Annotated in this window: 14 protein-coding genes and 1 pseudogene; 5 read left to right on the forward strand and 10 right to left on the reverse strand. The window is 65.8% G+C overall.

All coding sequences use genetic code 11. The annotated features are described in order from the left end of the window. Positions 1–119 precede the first annotated feature (119 nt). The 4 genes and pseudogenes from AC50YA_RS04065 to AC50YA_RS04080 all read left to right on the forward strand — a co-directional run bounded on the left by AC50YA_RS04065 (position 120) and on the right by AC50YA_RS04080 (position 4,446). Positions 120–780: pseudogene (locus AC50YA_RS04065) on the forward strand (GntR family transcriptional regulator). Then, positions 773–2,293, forward strand: a complete 1,521-nt coding sequence (locus AC50YA_RS04070) for an MmgE/PrpD family protein (RefSeq protein ID WP_494981071.1) — start codon at positions 773–775, stop codon at positions 2,291–2,293. Before AC50YA_RS04065 ends, AC50YA_RS04070 begins: the two are co-directional and overlap by 8 nt. Positions 2,294–2,326: 33 nt before the next feature. Next, entirely contained in the window at positions 2,327–3,232 is a 906-nt protein-coding gene (gene prpB, locus AC50YA_RS04075; protein ID WP_494981072.1) for a methylisocitrate lyase, read from the forward strand. A gap of 74 nt (positions 3,233–3,306) precedes the next feature. Beyond that, positions 3,307–4,446 carry a bifunctional 2-methylcitrate synthase/citrate synthase gene (locus AC50YA_RS04080; protein WP_494981073.1) on the forward strand — a complete coding sequence of 380 codons (1,140 nt, stop codon included), beginning with the start codon at positions 3,307–3,309 and terminating at the stop codon, positions 4,444–4,446. Positions 4,447–4,687: 241 nt separating this feature from the next. Here AC50YA_RS04080 and AC50YA_RS04085 read toward each other — a convergent pair whose 3' ends face one another. The 10 genes from AC50YA_RS04085 to AC50YA_RS04130 all read right to left on the reverse strand — a co-directional run bounded on the left by AC50YA_RS04085 (position 4,688) and on the right by AC50YA_RS04130 (position 14,432). Continuing rightward, positions 4,688–5,173 (reverse strand): 8-oxo-dGTP diphosphatase, encoded by a 486-nt coding sequence (locus tag AC50YA_RS04085; protein ID WP_494981074.1) that lies wholly within the window; start codon positions 5,171–5,173, stop codon positions 4,688–4,690. Positions 5,174–5,203: 30 nt separating this feature from the next. Further along, positions 5,204–6,187, reverse strand: coding sequence for a site-specific tyrosine recombinase XerD (gene xerD, locus AC50YA_RS04090; protein WP_494981075.1), 984 nt, complete (start codon positions 6,185–6,187; stop codon positions 5,204–5,206). Then, the gene (locus tag AC50YA_RS04095) at positions 6,187–6,849 is read right to left on the reverse strand and encodes an NUDIX domain-containing protein (RefSeq protein ID WP_494981076.1); all 663 of its coding nucleotides are present in this window, start codon (positions 6,847–6,849) and stop codon (positions 6,187–6,189) included. Before AC50YA_RS04095 ends, xerD begins: the two co-directional genes overlap by 1 nt. 25 nt (positions 6,850–6,874) lie before the next feature. After that, on the reverse strand, positions 6,875–8,620 hold the full coding sequence (gene pyrG / locus AC50YA_RS04100; RefSeq protein WP_494981077.1) for a CTP synthase: 1,746 nt from the start codon (positions 8,618–8,620) through the stop codon (positions 6,875–6,877). 88 nt (positions 8,621–8,708) lie between these two features. Then, on the reverse strand, positions 8,709–10,448 hold the full coding sequence (gene recN, locus AC50YA_RS04105) for a DNA repair protein RecN (protein ID WP_494981078.1): 1,740 nt from the start codon (positions 10,446–10,448) through the stop codon (positions 8,709–8,711). A gap of 3 nt (positions 10,449–10,451) precedes the next feature. Next, the gene (locus tag AC50YA_RS04110; protein ID WP_494981079.1) at positions 10,452–11,477 is read right to left on the reverse strand and encodes an NAD kinase; all 1,026 of its coding nucleotides are present in this window, start codon (positions 11,475–11,477) and stop codon (positions 10,452–10,454) included. Positions 11,478–11,490: 13 nt separating this feature from the next. Continuing rightward, on the reverse strand, positions 11,491–12,303 hold the full coding sequence (locus AC50YA_RS04115; RefSeq protein WP_494981080.1) for a TlyA family RNA methyltransferase: 813 nt from the start codon (positions 12,301–12,303) through the stop codon (positions 11,491–11,493). Between the two features lie 2 nt (positions 12,304–12,305). Beyond that, the gene (locus AC50YA_RS04120) at positions 12,306–12,536 is read right to left on the reverse strand and encodes a hypothetical protein (protein ID WP_494981081.1); all 231 of its coding nucleotides are present in this window, start codon (positions 12,534–12,536) and stop codon (positions 12,306–12,308) included. 9 nt (positions 12,537–12,545) lie between these two features. Beyond that, a complete protein-coding gene (locus AC50YA_RS04125) occupies positions 12,546–13,535 on the reverse strand; it encodes an HAD-IIA family hydrolase (RefSeq protein ID WP_494981082.1) in 990 nt (329 codons plus the stop codon). A 6-nt stretch (positions 13,536–13,541) separates the two neighbouring features. Further along, positions 13,542–14,432, reverse strand: a complete 891-nt coding sequence (locus tag AC50YA_RS04130) for a hypothetical protein (protein WP_494981083.1) — start codon at positions 14,430–14,432, stop codon at positions 13,542–13,544. A 6-nt stretch (positions 14,433–14,438) separates the two neighbouring features. Between AC50YA_RS04130 and AC50YA_RS04135 the strand changes: the two genes are divergently transcribed. Then, positions 14,439–15,715 (forward strand): hypothetical protein (locus AC50YA_RS04135; protein ID WP_494981084.1); only part of this gene is annotated, 1,277 nt, incomplete at its 3' end.

Consider the following 15,715-nt stretch of genomic DNA (forward strand, 5'->3'; position numbering starts at 1 on the left):
AGCACACAAGGCTCATGTATACACGGCTACGGAAATTTCGCTGATTCGTTGGCAAATACTGGGCAATCCGGCAATTGGTGTATACACTGATGCCCATGAGCAGATTGACGGGAGGGACCATGCGGGCCAGCGACAAAGCCTATGCAACGCTTCGCGAAGACATCATCGAATGGCGCCTGGCGCCCGGAACGGTCCTCGCCGAAGTGGAGCAGTCGGAGCGCCTGGGCGTCTCCCGCACTCCCGTCCGGGAGGCGCTGAGCCGGCTCAGCGCAGAAGGACTGACGACGGCGGCAGGCGGCCGCGGCGTCGTCGTCACCGACATCTCACTGGAGGACATCGACGAGATGTTCGAGCTCCGCGAAACCCTGGAGGGCAAGGCCGCAGCCCTCGCTGCCGAACGCGGCGAGCGCGCTGTCTTTGAGAAACTCCACACCGACCTCCTGCGGGCGCGGGAGCTGATCAGCGACACCGATCCTGCCCGGCATGAGTACTACGCCCTGGTGGGCCGGCTGGATGAAGCGATCGACGCCGCCATCTCCAACTCCTACCTCGCGCAGGCGATGCGCAGCCTGCGGGTCCATCTGGTCCGGGTCCGCCGCCTCGCGGCCGATGACGCCCCGCGACTGAACGCGGCCGCCGTCGAGCACGCGGCCATTGCCGAGGCCATCGCCGCAGGCAACGCCAGGCTCGCCGAAGCAGCCACCACCCTGCACCTGCACCGCAGCCTTTCCCACGTCAAAGCCACCCACCCACAGCACTAAGAAGGAGCACCATGGTTAAGCTCAACCACGTCCGCGTCTACAAGAGCGAAGAGAACCTCGCCCGTGAAGACCAGCTGGCGCACAAGATCGCCGTCGTCGCCGCCGACGCCGTCGAGGTCACGCCCGAGGTCACCGAGATGGTCATCAACCGTGTCATCGACAATGCCTCCGTGGCCATCGCCTCCCTGAACCGCGGCCCGATCGTGGCTGCCCGTGCCCAGGCACTGACCCACGCACCGACCACCAACGGCAAAGGCTCCGGCGTCTTCGGCATCACGGACCGTGTCTCCCCCGAGTGGGCGGCCTGGGCGAACGGTGTGGCCGTCCGCGAGCTCGACTACCACGACACCTTCCTGGCGGCTGACTACTCGCACCCGGGCGACAACATCCCGCCGATTCTTGCCGTTGGCCAGCACGTCGGCGCGAGCGGCAAGGACCTGATCCGCGGCATCGCCACCGGCTATGAGATCCAGGTCAACCTGGTCAAGGCGATCTGCCTGCACAAGCATAAGATCGACCACGTGGCCCACCTCGGCCCGTCCGCCGCTGCCGGTATCGGCACGCTCCTGGGCCTGGACGTCGAGACGATCTTCCAGTCCGTCGGCCAGGCGCTGCACACCACCACCGCCACCCGCCAGTCCCGCAAGGGCGAAATCTCCACTTGGAAGGCCCACGCCCCGGCGTTCGCAGGCAAGATGGCTGTCGAAGCCGTGGACCGCTCCATGCGCGGCCAGACGTCCCCCGTGCCGATCTACGAAGGCGAAGACGGCGTGATCGCCTGGATGCTGGATGGCCCGGACGCCTCCTACGAGGTCCCGCTGCCCGAGGCGGGGGAAGCCAAACGCGCCATTATGGACACGTACACCAAGGAACACTCCGCGGAATACCAGGCCCAGGCCTGGATCGACCTCGCCCGCAAGCTGCACAAGGAACACCCGGAGGCGACCGACCCCGCCAACGTGACGTCGGTCCTGATCAAGACGAGCCACCACACGCACTACGTGATCGGTTCCGGTGCCAACGATCCGCAGAAGTATGACCCCACGGCCAGCCGCGAAACCCTGGACCACTCCATCCCCTACATCTTCACCGTGGCACTCCAGGACGGCTCCTGGCACCACGTGGACTCCTACAGTCCTGAGCGTGCCGGCCGCGCTGACACCGTGGAGCTGTGGAACAAGGTCAGCACCGTGGAAGACGCCGAATGGACCCGCCGCTACCACTCGCTGGACATCGCCGAGAAGGCCTTCGGCGGTTCCGTGGAGATCACCCTGAACGACGGCACGGTCATCACAGACCAGATCGCCGTAGCCGACGCCCACCCGCTCGGCGCCCGGCCGTTCGCCCGCCAGCAGTACATCAATAAGTTCCGCACCCTGGCAGCCGGACTGGTTGCCGAGGAGGAAATCGAGCGTTTCCTCGCCGCCGTCGAAAGCCTTCCGGACCTGGGCCCGGGCGAACTGGACCAGCTGAACATCACCGCCGCCCCGGGCGTCATCGACCTCAGCAACGCACCCGCCGGCCTCTTCTAAGCTCTGCCTACCCACCCCGCACAGGAGAATCAGATGCTGTATTCCAAGACCACCCCGGAACAGAAGCGGATCGCGCTGCGCGACATGCTCGCGTCCGGTACCATCCAACAGTTCCCGGGCGCCTTCAACCCGCTCTCGGCGCGGCTGATCGAGGAAAAGGGCTTCGCCGGTGTTTACGTCTCCGGTGCGGTGCTGGCCAATGACCTTGGCCTGCCGGACATCGGGCTGACCACCCTCACTGAGGTGGCCACCCGTGCCGGGCAGATCGCCCGCATGACCGACCTGCCCACACTGGTGGACGCGGACACCGGCTTCGGCGAGCCCATGAACGTGGCCCGCAGCATCCAGGAACTGGAGAACGCCGGCCTGGCCGGCTGCCACATCGAAGACCAGTTCAACCCCAAGCGCTGCGGGCACCTGGACGGCAAGAACGTGGTGGACCTGGACACAGCCACCAAGCGCATCCGCGCTGCGGCCGACGCACGTCGGGATCCGAACTTCCTCATCATGGCCCGGACCGACATCCGCGCCGTGGAAGGAATCGACGCCGCCAAGGACCGGGCACGCGCCCTGGTTGATGCCGGTGCCGACGCCATCTTCCCGGAAGCGATGAAGGACCTGTCCGAGTTCCAGGCCATCCGGGACGCCGTGGACGTGCCGATCCTGGCCAACATGACCGAGTTCGGCAAGAGCGACCTGTTCACCGTGGATCAGCTGCAGGGAGTCGGCGTCAACATGGTCATTTACCCGGTCACGCTGCTGCGCATTGCCATGGGCGCAGCAGAGCGTACTCTGGAATCGATCAAGGCCACAGGGTCGCAGGAAGCACAGGTAGAGAACATGCTCACCCGTGCGCGGCTTTATGACCTTGTGGACTATGAGGCCTACAACCACTTCGATACCGGCGTTTTCAACTTCCACATTCCCGGCGTCCGCTAGGACCCGGGAGCCACCAAGGAGACTGCAAGCATTCCGGCACATCCGGGCTTGCCCAATGAACGAAGGAGTTCAGCATGGCTGCTGAAGATATCAAGAAGGGCCTGGCCGGCGTCGTGGTGGACTACACCGCGGTTTCGAAGGTCAACCCGGACACCAATTCGCTGCTGTACCGCGGCTATCCCGTCCAGGAGCTCGCCGCCAAATGCAGCTTCGAGGAAGTGGCCTTCCTGTTGTGGAACGGCGAACTTCCCACCCCTGAAGAGCTGTCCGCGTTTTGTGCCCGCGAGCGCGCCGGCCGTGCCCTTGATCCTGTGGTGAAGCAGATCATTGACACGATCCCCACCACTGCCCACCCGATGGATGTCTGCCGGACCGCAGCGTCCGTCATGGGCGCCCGGCACCCACTGGCCGAAGACTCCTCGCCCGAGGCAAACATGGCCAAGGCCGTGGATCTCTTCGCTGCGATGCCAGCCGTTGTTGCCTACGACCAGCGACGCCGGCGCGGCCAGGAAGTCGTTGAGCCCCGGGATGACCTGGGCTACTCGGAAAACTTCCTGTGGATGTCGTTCGGCGAAGACCAGGTCCCGGAAGTCGTGGATGCCTTCAATGTCTCGATGATCCTGTACGCCGAGCACTCCTTCAACGCCTCCACGTTCACCGCCCGGGTGATCACCTCCAGCCTGTCCGACCTGCACTCGGCAGTAACCGGCGCGATCGGCGCGCTCAAGGGCCCGCTGCATGGCGGCGCCAACGAAGCCGTGATGCACACCTTCGACGAGATCGGCATCCGGCCCGAGGAATCACTGGACGAAGCCGCCACCCGCGCCAAGGCCTGGATGGAGGACGCACTGGCCCAGAAGAAAAAGGTTATGGGCTTCGGCCACCGCGTCTACAAGCACGGTGACTCCCGCGTCCCCACCATGAAGGCCGCGCTGGACAAGATGATCGCCCACTACGGCCGCCCCGAACTGCTGGGTCTCTACAACGGCCTCGAGCAGGCCATGGACGAGGCCAAGGCCATCAAGCCGAACCTCGACTACCCGGCCGGCCCCACCTACCACCTGATGGGCTTCGACACCCCCACGTTTACTCCCCTGTTCGTGGCCAGCCGCATCACCGGCTGGACCGCGCACATCATGGAACAGGCAGCCAGCAACTCCCTGATCCGCCCGCTGAGCGAATACAACGGACCGGAAGAACGGCACGTTCCGTAATCCTCCCCACCGGCTCCCAAACCTCGCAAGCTCGGTTCGGGTCCCTCGCCGGCGTGGGCCCAACCGGCTCCCAAACCTCGCAAGCTCGGTTCGGGTCCCTCGCCGGCGTGGGCCCCTTTGAACGAATGACGGCGGGCCGGCCACCTTGAAAGGTGACCGGCCCGCCGTCGGCCGTTCTCGGAGTTTTTGTCCAGATAATCCACCAAGCCAGCCCTTAGACCGGCGATAAGTGGACAAAAACTCAGCGGCTCGAGTAGTCCAGCACTTCGCGGACGGTTTCATTGTCATCGTTCAGGACCACTGTCAGGCGCAAGAAAGACCCGCCAAGCGCTAGCGGCAGCCAGTGCGCCGCGTCCTGCCACATCCGGTCCACCGGCAAGGCACCGACGTCGAACCATTCCGGCCGGATCTCGGCACTTTCGGCCGGCTGCCCGGTCCAACGCGCTGCGACGAATAGCCGGGTGCTCATGTTCCACTCCGGGCGGGCCGGGAAATCGAAGGTCACCACGCCGGCGTCACGCAGATCCTCCTGCCGGACCACTAGGCCGGCTTCCTCGTGGACTTCGCGGCAGGCAGCCTCTTCATCCGTCTCTCCCGGCTCGACATGGCCGCCAAGCCCCACCACTTTGCCGCGGCCGAAGCCGGTTTTCTTCAGGCCAAGCAGAACCTGTGGCACCCCGGCGGACTCACGGGTCAGGAAGCACAGCGTGACAGGGGTGAACGTCATGGCCTCAACCCTATAGCCTGGCCGCCAGCGTCAGCCCAGCGCCCGGGGGTGGGCCGATGCGTAAATTTCCCTGAGCGTGTCAGCGGTGACCAAGGTGTAGACCTGCGTTGTGGTGACCGAGGCGTGCCCCAGCAACTCCTGCACCACGCGGACATCCGCGCCGCCTTCGAGCAGGTGCGTCGCGAAGGAGTGCCGCAGTGTGTGCGGGGAAACATCCTTTGTGATGTTGGCCTTTTCCGCGGCCGCCTTCAGGATGGTCCACGCGCTTTGCCGGCTGATCCTCCCGCCGCGGGCGTTCAGGAACAATGCGGGCGTTCCCGTGCCCTTCGCCGCCAGCAGCGGACGGCCTCGCACCAGATATGCGTCCACAGCCCGCGCCCCATAGGATCCAAGCGGCACGAGCCGTTCCTTGGATCCCTTGCCGAACAGGCGGACCACGGCAGGCCCGGCCTCGGCCTCCTGCAGGGTGACGTCATCAACGTCCAGGCCCACGGCCTCGCTAATCCTCGCCCCGGTGGAATAGAGAAATTCGAGCAGGGCGCGGTCCCTGAGCCCTGTGGCGGTGTCCGTGCCTGCGGCTTCAAGGATCCGCGTGACTTCGTCCACGCTGATGGCCTTGGGCAGCCGCTTGCCCGGCATCGGCGGGTGGACGTCGCTGGCGGGGTCCGTCGTGGTGATCCCCTCCAGAGCCCAGAACTTGTGCAGTCCCCGGACGGCCACCACGGTCCTGGCAGCAGACCTGACGCCCAGGGCTGTGCCGCCGTCGGATCCGTCGTTGAGGGCCATCACGAACCCCGTCACGTGATGGCGGGTGATCTGGCCGGGGCCGTCGCAGCCCTCCGACGTCACGTAGCGGGAGTAGCGCGCCAGGTCACGGCGGTAGGCGGAGAGTGTGTTGGCGGCCAGGCCGCGTTCCACACCCATGTGTTGCAGATACTCGGTGATGGCACGGTCGATGGCCGTCTGGGCCGGGACGGGCGGCGCCGGGGCTTCTGCCTCAGTACTCGCCGCCATCAACGCTGGCTGGGGTGCGCGGGCCAGGGTGCATCCGCGGGACGAAGTCCCGTAAAGCCATCAGCCTTCGCCGCGGCGGCTGCCAGGATTCCGACGACGGCGGACGGGTTGTGCAGCCGGCCTTCCAGGACCGCGGCCACGGCGTCGTCCAAGGCAATCCAGTGGAATTCAATTTCCGCTTCTTCGTCGGTCCGCTCGTGGCGTTCGTGGTGGGGCACCTCGGTGAGGCCGCGGGCGAGGTAGATGCGGATGGCCTCACTGGAAGAACCCGGCGAGTTGAAGAAGTCCACCAGGACGTTCCACTCCCCGGCCGCGAGGTCCGCTTCCTCAGCAAGTTCGCGGGCCGCACCCACCACAAAATCCTCGCCTTCCACATCCAGCAGGCCGGCAGGGATTTCCCAAAGGTCCATGCCCACGGGGTGCCGGTACTGCCTGATCAGCAGAACCTCGCCGGCGTCGTTCATCGGCAGGACGGCCACGGCGCCGGGGTGGTCGATGTAGTCGCGGGTCAGGGACTCCCCTGCCTCACTCAGCTGGAAGCTGTCGCTGACCACATCCCAGATCCGGCCTTTATAGACCTTCTCCGTAGACAGAAGACGGCGCGGGCTCGGTGCATCCGAAACCTGCCGTGCAGCTTGGGGGGTTTCAGGTGTGCCGGGCATCGCGCCGTCCTCTGCTTATTCGGTTCTATTTTGCGGCAACCGCACGCGACGGCTTGGCTGCCGGCGCGTCCTGCACGTTCTGGTGGTCCAGTGCGGCCTTGATGAGCCCGGCGAAGAGCGGGTGCGGCCGCGTGGGCCGTGAGCTCAGTTCGGGGTGCGCCTGGGTGGCCACGTAGAACGGGTGGACCTCGCGGGGCAGCTCAACAAATTCCACGAGCTTGCCGTCCGGTGACGTTCCGGAGAACACAAGGCCCTCGGCAGCGATCTGGTCGCGGTACTTGTTGTTGACCTCGTAGCGGTGCCGGTGGCGTTCGCTGACGGTGGTCTTGCCGTAGGTTTCAGCAATGACCGAGCCGTCGTCGAGCTTTGCTTCGTACAGGCCCAGGCGCATGGTGCCGCCAAGATCGCCCTTGCCGTCCACGATGTCCAGCTGCTCTTCCATGGTGGCAATCACCGGGTATTTGGAATCCGGCTCGAACTCGCTGGAGGAAGCCCCTTCGAGGCCCACCACGTTGCGCGCATATTCGATCACCATGCACTGCAGGCCCAGGCACAGGCCCAGAACAGGCAGCTTGGTTTCGCGGGCGTACTTCAGGGCGCCCAGCTTGCCTTCGAGGCCGCGGATGCCGAAGCCGCCGGGAACGCAGATGGCGTCCACACCGTCCAGGGACGCCACGGCGCCTTCATGGGTTTCGCATTCATCCGAAGGCACCCAGCGGATCTTGACCTTGGTGTCGTTGGCGAAGCCGCCGGCACGCAGGGCCTCGGTCACGGACAGGTAGGCGTCCGGCAGGTCGATGTACTTGCCCACCAGGGCGATTTCCACGTGGTGCTTGGGGTTGTGGACTGCTTCGAGCAGCTTGTCCCAGCTGGTCCAGTCAACGTCCTTGAACGGCAGGTCCAGGGCACGCACGATGTAGGAATCCAGTCCCTGGGAGTGCAGGGTTTTGGGGATGTCGTAGATGCTCGGGGCATCCGGGCAGCCGATGACGGCTTCGATGTCGACGTCGCACATGCGGCCAATCTTGTCACGCATGGCTTGGGGAACTTCGCGGTCCGAACGGACCACGATTGCCTCGGGCTGGATGCCGATGGAGCGCAGGGCTGCCACGGAGTGCTGCGTCGGTTTGGTCTTCAGTTCCTGCGAGGGTCCGATGTAGGGCACCAGGGAGACGTGGACGAAGAAGACGTTGCCGCGGCCGATGTCCTGGCGGACCTGGCGGGCCGACTCGAGGAACGGCTGCGACTCGATGTCGCCCACGGTGCCGCCGATTTCGGTGATGATGACGTCCGGCGCATTTTTGCCTTCGGCCGGCAGCCGTATACGCCGCTTGATCTCATCGGTGATGTGCGGGATGACCTGGACGGTGTCACCGAGGTATTCGCCGCGGCGTTCCTTGGCGATCACGGTGGAGTAGACCTGGCCGGTGGTCACGTTGGCTGAGCCCTCAAGGTTTTCGTCGAGGAACCGCTCGTAGTGTCCGATGTCCAGGTCAGTCTCGGCGCCGTCGTCAGTGACGAAGACTTCGCCGTGCTGGAAGGGGTTCATCGTGCCCGGATCCACGTTCAGATAGGGATCGAGCTTCTGCATAGTTACAGACAGGCCGCGTGCCCGCAGGAGGTGACCGAGGCTCGAAGCCGTCAGTCCCTTACCGAGCGAGGACGCCACACCACCGGTTACGAAGATGTGTTTGGTCGTCTTGGACGAGCCCGGGAACCGGGAATTTACACGGGAATTTGATCGCTGCACCACGGAATTCGAGCCTATCATCAATTGAGCCTTTCCCCGATCAGGAACTGTCTCCCCAAATGATCCAGTGTGCAGGGCGAGGCGCCCTGCGATCAAGGGGTATCCGCCGTCAGGCTCGCTGCGGCAGCAGTTTTGCGTCGTCCAGCAACTCCTGGGCGTGTGCCTGGGCTGATTCTGAATCCTCCTGGCCGGCCAGCATCCGGGCGAGCTCCCGCACCCGCTCCTGGCCGTCGAGGAGGCGAACATCACTGGACGTGAACCCGGTGGCGGTGCCGCCGTCGGCCCCTCTGACGGATGTCTTGGTGACAGTGATGTGCTGGTCCGCGAAGGCTGCCACCTGCGGCAGGTGTGTGACCACCAGGACCTGCACGTGCTGTGCCAGCATGGCCAGCCGGCGGCCAATTTCGACGGCGGCCCGGCCACCGACCCCGGCGTCCACCTCGTCGAACACAAACGTGGGCACCGGGTCCACAGCGGCCAGCACCACCTCGATGGCCAGCATGACCCTGGACAGTTCGCCACCGGAGGCGCCCTTGCCCAGCGGACGGGCCGGGGCTCCGGAGTGCGGCTGGAGCAGGAACGCGATCTCGTCGGCTCCATGCGGTGTCAGCTGACCGGCCGCCTCACGGGTGATGACCAGCGTGGCGTCGGCCATGGCGAGTGCCTTCAGCTCCGAGCTCACCCGGCCGGAGAGGTCCTTGGCAGCCTTGGCCCGGATTTTGCTGACGGCGGCAGCCTGCTTCTGCAGTTCCGCTTCGGTACGGACAACGTCCGCATCCAGGGCTTCGATCCTGGTGGAGTCGTCCTGCAGCTCGTCGAAACGGACCCGGGCGTTTTCCGCCCACACCAGGACTTCGTCAATGCTGGGGGCGTATTTGCGGACCAACGTGGCCAGGGCGGCCCTCCGGTCCTCGATCTCGGCGAGGCGTTCCGGGCCCTCCGAGTCCAGGCCGGCCTGGTAGCTGGCCAGCTCCGTAGCGATGTCGTTGAGCAGGAAGCCCACTTCAGCCAACCGTGCCGCGGCGGACCCCAGCTCGGCGTCGTGCTCGGCCACGTGCTCCAGGGTTCTTTTCGCGACGTCCACGAGGGTGGTGGCGTCACCCGCGTCACCGTAGTCCTCCGCGATGAGCGCTTGATGCGCCGTGTTCGCCGCAATCCTGAGCTCTTCCACGTTGGCCAGTTTCACGGCCTCCGCTTTGAGGGACTCGTCCTCCCCCGGCTGCGGATCCACGTTGCTGATTTCGGCCAGGGCGACTTCGAGCGACTCGGCCTCCCGGAGCCTGTCACGAGCGGCGCTGCGCAGGGTTTCCAGCTCCGCCTGGCTGGCCTTCCAATGGCTGTAGAGCGCCTGGTAGGAGGCCAGCGGGCCGGCCAGCGCGTCGCCGGCAAATTTGTCCAGGGCGCCGCGCTGGGCGGCCGCGCCCTTCAGCCTGATCTGGTCCGACTGGCCGTGGACCACCACGAGGGTTTCGCCGATCTCGGCGAGGACGCCCACGGGGGCGGCCCGTCCGCCCAGGAAGGCACGGCTGCGCCCGTCCGCGCCGAGGCGACGCGCGAGGATAAGCTCAGCGCCGCCGTCGAACTCCTCGACGTCGGCACCCGCTTCCACCGCCCGGGCAATCGCCGGATGCCCGGCGTCGAGCTTGAGGACGGCCTCCGCCGTGGCGCTCTTCGCGCCGCTCCGGACCGCCCCGGCGTCGGACCTCGCCCCCAGCAGGAGGCCGACGGCGGTGACCACCATCGTTTTGCCGGCACCGGTTTCGCCGGTGACGACGCTCAGCCCGGGGCCGAGCGGCAGCGTGGCGTCGGTGATAACGCCCAGATCGCGGATTCTCAGTTCTTCAAGCATGATTCACTTTGCGGTCGCGGGATCGGTTTGGTCCTCCGGCTGGTCACGGGAGGCAAGCTGGAGCGGCGGCCTGGGCCGTGGCGTCCGGACGATCGGGATGGGTCCGGTGTGGATGGTCTCCGACTGCGGCACGGGCCCGCGCCAGCCGTGGATGGGGAGTTCAAATTTGCGGACCAGCCGCGCCGAAAAAGGCGTCTGGTGCGTCCTCGCCAGCCGGACCGGGGTGGCGGACTTGGTCACTTCAACCCGGGCGCCGGGCGGCAGGTCCACGGAACGCCGGCCATCGCACCAGAGCACGCCCTGGGCACCGGTGCGGGTGAGGACTTCAACGGCCAGCCGGGACCGCGGCGATACCACCAGCGGTTTGGCAAAGAGCGCGTGGGCGCTGATGGGAACAATCACCAGGGCCTCCACCTCCGGCCAGACCACGGGCCCGCCTGCGGAAAACGCGTACGCGGTGGAGCCTGTGGGAGTGGCCACCACCACACCGTCGCAGCCGAAGGACGTCAGCGGACGCTCATCCACTTCCGTTACCACCTCGATCATGCGTTCGCGGTTGCCTTTTTCGATCGCGGCCTCGTTCAGGGCCCAGGTGTGCCAGATCTTCTGGCCGCGGACCCAGACCTGGACGTCAATGGTCATGCGCTCTTCCACCGTGTAGTCGCGGCGGGCAATCCATTCCACCGTTTGGGCCAGGTCCGCCCGCTCGCTCTCGGCCAGGAAGCCGACGTGGCCAAGGTTGACGCCCAGCAAAGGAACGTCCACCTCCCGCACCAGCTCTGCGGCGCGCAGGATGGTACCGTCACCGCCCAGGACCATCACCAGCTCAACGTCCGGCAACTGTACGTGGTCGTGCAGGATCTCCACCGGCTGGGTGAGCTGCCCGAAGAATCTTTCCATGTCACGCAGCTCAGACTCCTGCATGACGGGAACGATGCCGGAGTCATGTAGTTGGGCGCAGGCTTCCCAGGCGGCCTTCAGTGATTCCTCGCGGCCAGTGTGGGCAAGGACAAGTACTCGCCTGCTCATCGGGTTCCGCTTTCTAGTGGTTCGGCCAGATTCGGCCAAGCAATCCGTCAATGGCTGCGAGGCGCTCTTCGATCTTAGGCAGTTCTTGGGTCATCCTGCGCTTTATCCACAGGAAGTATTCGACGTTTCCGTCCTGGCCCGGCAGCGGACTGGCCGCTAAGCCGCATAAGTCCAGTCCGGCGTCGAGCGCTGCATTGGCAACTTTTTCCACCGCCATCCGGCGTTCACGCTCGGAATTGACCACGCCGGTGCGGCCCAGCCGGTCCTTGCCGATCTCGAACTGGGGCTTCACCATCAGCACCAGGTCACCGCCGGGCTGCGTGCACAGCGCCAGGGGCAGGACCACCAGGGTCAGCGAGATGAAGGAGAGGTCGGCCACCGTGAGTTCGGCTTGTCCGCCGATGTCCGCAGGCGCCATGTACCGCACGTTGAGGCCCTCGTGCACGGCTACCCGGTCATCGGCGCGGAGCTGCGGGACTAGCTGGTCATGGCCGACGTCGACCGCCACCACGTGTGCGGCACCGCGCCGCAGGAGCACTTCGGTGAAACCGCCGGTGGAGGCCCCGGCGTCAAGGCACCGCTTGCCCGCAACGGTGACCTCCGGGAATACGTCCAAAGCGCCTGCCAGCTTGTGCCCGGCCCGGCTGACGTAGCTGTCCGCTTCCGTGTGCTCGACCGAAAGGTCCTTGCCGTCGTCGACCTGCAGGGACGCCTTGGACAGGATCTGGCCGGCCGAGCTCACCTTGCCCTCGGCAATCAACGATGCTGCGTGGGTCCGGGACCTGGCCAGGCCGCGGGCGACGAGTGCCTGGTCAAGTCGTGCCATGCTCAAGCTTCTCCTTCGCCGACTGGGGCCTCTTCGTTCAACGCGTGCAGCAGGGCATCGTGGAGTCCGCTGTAAACAGCTTCATGCTCCGATACGGGCAACTTTTCGACGCCGTCCAGCGTGCCCATAAGGGCCGCAATGGACGGATCGGCGGTTGCCGGCGCAGCTGTGTCCGGCCATTCCGGCGTTGGCTGGGCTGCTTCCGGATGGTGCGCTTCGTTCAGCTCAGTCATTGGACCAGTCTAATGATTGCGCCACTCGAGTTTGGGCTCGGTGGCCCGGGCCGCGTCAGGGACCGCAGTCCACCAGGCGGCGCAGGCGGCCCGCCACGAATCCAGGTCACCCTCGCTGCCGCTGATCTGGATGGTGTCACCGCTGACCCGCGCGGTGGAGGCCCCGCAGCGGTGCGTTCCATCAGTGTGGTCCACGGCCGGGTAGGGGCGGTGGAGGTCGCTGAGGGAAGTGATGATGTAGTCCGGGCGCTCAGCCGTGCGTGCGGCCAGGATGGTGGCCGTGGTGTCGACGCCGGTCAGCACAGCCACCGTGGCGAACCCGGCGTTGTTACCGCCGAGGATGTCGGTGTCCAGGCGGTCGCCCACCACCAGCGGGCGGTCAGCCGCGAGCCGTTTAGCGGCGGCGTGGAAGAGCGGAGCCTCCGGCTTCCCGGCTACCCTCGGCGTCTGTCCGGTAGCGGCGGCTACTGCTGCCACCAGCGTGCCGTTTCCCGGGGCTATGCCCCGCGCCTGGGGAATCGACATATCGGTGTTGGTAGCGATCCACAGTGCTCCCGCCGACACGACGTATGACGCCTCGGCCAGATCCTTCCAGCCGATCCCGGGATTGAATCCCTGAACCACGGCTACCGGATCCTCATCCTGGCTGTAGACAGGAGTCAGTCCCACCAGCTCGATTTCCTGCGCCAGAGCGGGGCTGCCGGTGATCAGCACCCGCGCTCCGGGGGCGACGAGCGATGCCAGGAGCTCAGCTGCGGCTTGCGAGGAACTGACCACCTGGTTATCGTCCGCCGGCGCACCCAGTTCACGGAGATGCGCCGCTACTTGGGCCGGAGTGCGGGAGGCATTGTTGGTGACATACCCCAGGCCAATGCCCAAACCTTCCAGTTGCTGCAGCGAGTCTACGGCGCCCGGGATGGCGTGCGGTCCGGCGTAGACCACACCGTCAAGGTCCGCCAAAAGGGCGTCAAACAGGGAAATCAGTGGAACTTCAGTCATAGCGGGCTAGCTGTCCCGTCCTTCAGAGTGGCCATCGGTGCCGTTGTTGCTGTCGTCTGCGTCGCTGGGCTCGGCGTGGCGCTCTTCTTCACCGTGTTCGGCGTCACCGGCTTCCAGCTCGTCTGCTTCGACGGAATCCTCGTCAGATTCGGCGTCATCGGACTCGAAGAAATCCGATTCCACGTCATCGATGGCTGCATCCACGCCGGCGGCCTCAACGACAGTCTTGTCCGCGGTTGCTTCGGTCCGGGCAACAGGCGTGGAGGCAGTCGCTTCGGGGCCTGCGGCAGCGCGCTCCAACAGACGCCGGCGCTGTGCTTCCTCGCGGGCTTCCTCTTCCTCGTCCCAGCCCAGGTCCACGATGTCCGGTTCTTCATCGGCACCGATGCCCAGGGCATCTTCAGCGACGACGGCCTGCTTCTGCCATTTTGCCGCTTCATCTTCGCGGCCGACGGCTGCCAGAGCATTTGCGTAGGCCCGGAAGAGCCTTGGGCTGTAGGAGAACGCACGGTTTATGTCCAGCTGGGCAATTTCAAGTTCAGCCACGGCAGCGTCCAACTGGCCGAGGTCCGAGCGTGCGCCGGCCGCTACGATGGCCAGCTCGACTTTGCCGGGCGCGTCCAGGTCATTCGCTTCCTCGGACCGCACCACGTCGAGGGCCCGGTCAGGCCGGCCCAGTCCGCGTTCGCAGTCCGCCATCACGGGCAGGTGGACATTCGAACCGCTGATGCGGCGGTAGGTCCGGAATTCGCGCAGTGCCTCGCCGTAGTGTCCTGCGGCGTAGGCGGTGAGTCCGACGGCTTCACGGACGGCCGCCAGCCGGCCACCACGCCGGCTCGCGGCGAGGGCATGCTGGAAGGCCAGTTCGGGCTCTTCGTCGATCAGGCGTCCTGCCATTACCAGGTGGCGGGCAACCCACTCGGCGCTCTTGTCTTCCAGGGTCTTGATCTGGTGCTGCGTTGCGCGGTCCAGCTCCTTGCCCGTGACATCCTCATCGATTTCCGGGGAACGTTCGCGGTCCGGGCGGTTCGCGCTGCGAAGGTCACGCGCGTTGGGCACACGGGCCGGCCGGTCTTCCGCACGGTCCCTGCCGAACTGGCGGGGGCCGGAATCGCCACGGTCGAAGCTGCGTGGGGCGCGGTCCGGGCGGTCGCCGAAGGGCTTGCGGTTGTCGCCGCCGGAGAATCCACGACGTTCGCCATCACCCTCGCGACGGGGGCGGTCGCCGAAGGACTTGTTGTCACGGTCACCGTAAGGCTTGCGCTCTCCTCCGCCGCTAAAGGGCTTGCGCTCTCCACCGCCGAAGGAACGACGTTCGCCGTCACCTTCGCGACGCGGACGATCACCATAAGAATTATTGTCACGCTCGCCATAGGGCTTGCGCTCACCGCCACCGCTGAACGGCTTCCGGTCCCCACCACCACTGAACGGCTTACGGTCCCCACCACCACTGAACGGCTTACGGTCCCCACCACCACTGAACGGCTTACGCTCACCACCACCGCTGAACGGCTTGCGCTCACCGCCACCGAAGGTGCGACGCTCACCGTCACCCTCGCGACGCGGACGATCACCATAAGGCTTGTTGTCACGATCGCCGTAAGGCTTCCGCTCCCCACCACCACTAAAGGGCTTCCGATCCCCGCCACCGCTGAAAGGCTTACGCTCACCATCACCCTCGCGACGCGGACGATCACCAAAAGGCTTACGTTCACCGGAACCAGGCGCGCGCTTCGGAGCTTCGGAGTTACGGTCTTCCCGGGAACGGAATCCCCGCGGCTCGCCGCCGGAATTGTTATTGCCGCGGAAAGAACCGCGGTCGTTACCGCCGCGGTTGCCGCCGTTGTGCTCAGCCATGGGGATTCCTCCTGTTATGAGCCGACCACTGGCGCAATCGCGGCCGCTCGTTCCGTGTTTCGTTATCCTACGCAACCCGAAATCAAGCGCTTCGAAGTCCGTACATCTCAGTCAATTCTAGGCGAGACCCCGCCGACAGATGACATGGATCCGCCTCCAGGCCGCCGTCGTGGGAATGTTCACACTTCGCGGCGGACGCTCTCGCGGTTCCGGTACGTTTTTCACGAGTGCTCTGTTAGTTGGTGCGAGAGCGTTTCGGTTTTTTCTGTGTTAAGTGAGAGAGCGTCCGGTGCGGGGGTGGGGTGCCGGGTGGTGCGGGAGGG

The organism is Pseudarthrobacter sp. RHLT3-21, from assembly GCF_059383495.1.

What these genes read in the sequence shown, in the direction of transcription:
- AC50YA_RS04120 (WP_494981081.1), bottom strand. Translation starts at nt 12,536, where the DNA reads ATGACTGAGCTGAACGAAGCGCACCATCCGGAAGCAGCCCAGCCAACG.
- AC50YA_RS04070 (WP_494981071.1), top strand. Translation starts at nt 773, where the DNA reads ATGGTTAAGCTCAACCACGTCCGCGTCTACAAGAGCGAAGAGAACCTC.
- xerD (WP_494981075.1), bottom strand. Translation starts at nt 6,187, where the DNA reads ATGGCGGCGAGTACTGAGGCAGAAGCCCCGGCGCCGCCCGTCCCGGCC.
- prpB (WP_494981072.1), top strand. Translation starts at nt 2,327, where the DNA reads ATGCTGTATTCCAAGACCACCCCGGAACAGAAGCGGATCGCGCTGCGC.
- AC50YA_RS04085 (WP_494981074.1), bottom strand. Translation starts at nt 5,173, where the DNA reads ATGACGTTCACCCCTGTCACGCTGTGCTTCCTGACCCGTGAGTCCGCC.
- AC50YA_RS04115 (WP_494981080.1), bottom strand. Translation starts at nt 12,303, where the DNA reads ATGGCACGACTTGACCAGGCACTCGTCGCCCGCGGCCTGGCCAGGTCC.
- AC50YA_RS04095 (WP_494981076.1), bottom strand. Translation starts at nt 6,849, where the DNA reads ATGCCCGGCACACCTGAAACCCCCCAAGCTGCACGGCAGGTTTCGGAT.
- pyrG (WP_494981077.1), bottom strand. Translation starts at nt 8,620, where the DNA reads ATGATAGGCTCGAATTCCGTGGTGCAGCGATCAAATTCCCGTGTAAAT.
- AC50YA_RS04110 (WP_494981079.1), bottom strand. Translation starts at nt 11,477, where the DNA reads ATGAGCAGGCGAGTACTTGTCCTTGCCCACACTGGCCGCGAGGAATCA.
- AC50YA_RS04130 (WP_494981083.1), bottom strand. Translation starts at nt 14,432, where the DNA reads ATGGCAGGACGCCTGATCGACGAAGAGCCCGAACTGGCCTTCCAGCAT.
- AC50YA_RS04125 (WP_494981082.1), bottom strand. Translation starts at nt 13,535, where the DNA reads ATGACTGAAGTTCCACTGATTTCCCTGTTTGACGCCCTTTTGGCGGAC.
- AC50YA_RS04080 (WP_494981073.1), top strand. Translation starts at nt 3,307, where the DNA reads ATGGCTGCTGAAGATATCAAGAAGGGCCTGGCCGGCGTCGTGGTGGAC.
- recN (WP_494981078.1), bottom strand. Translation starts at nt 10,448, where the DNA reads ATGCTTGAAGAACTGAGAATCCGCGATCTGGGCGTTATCACCGACGCC.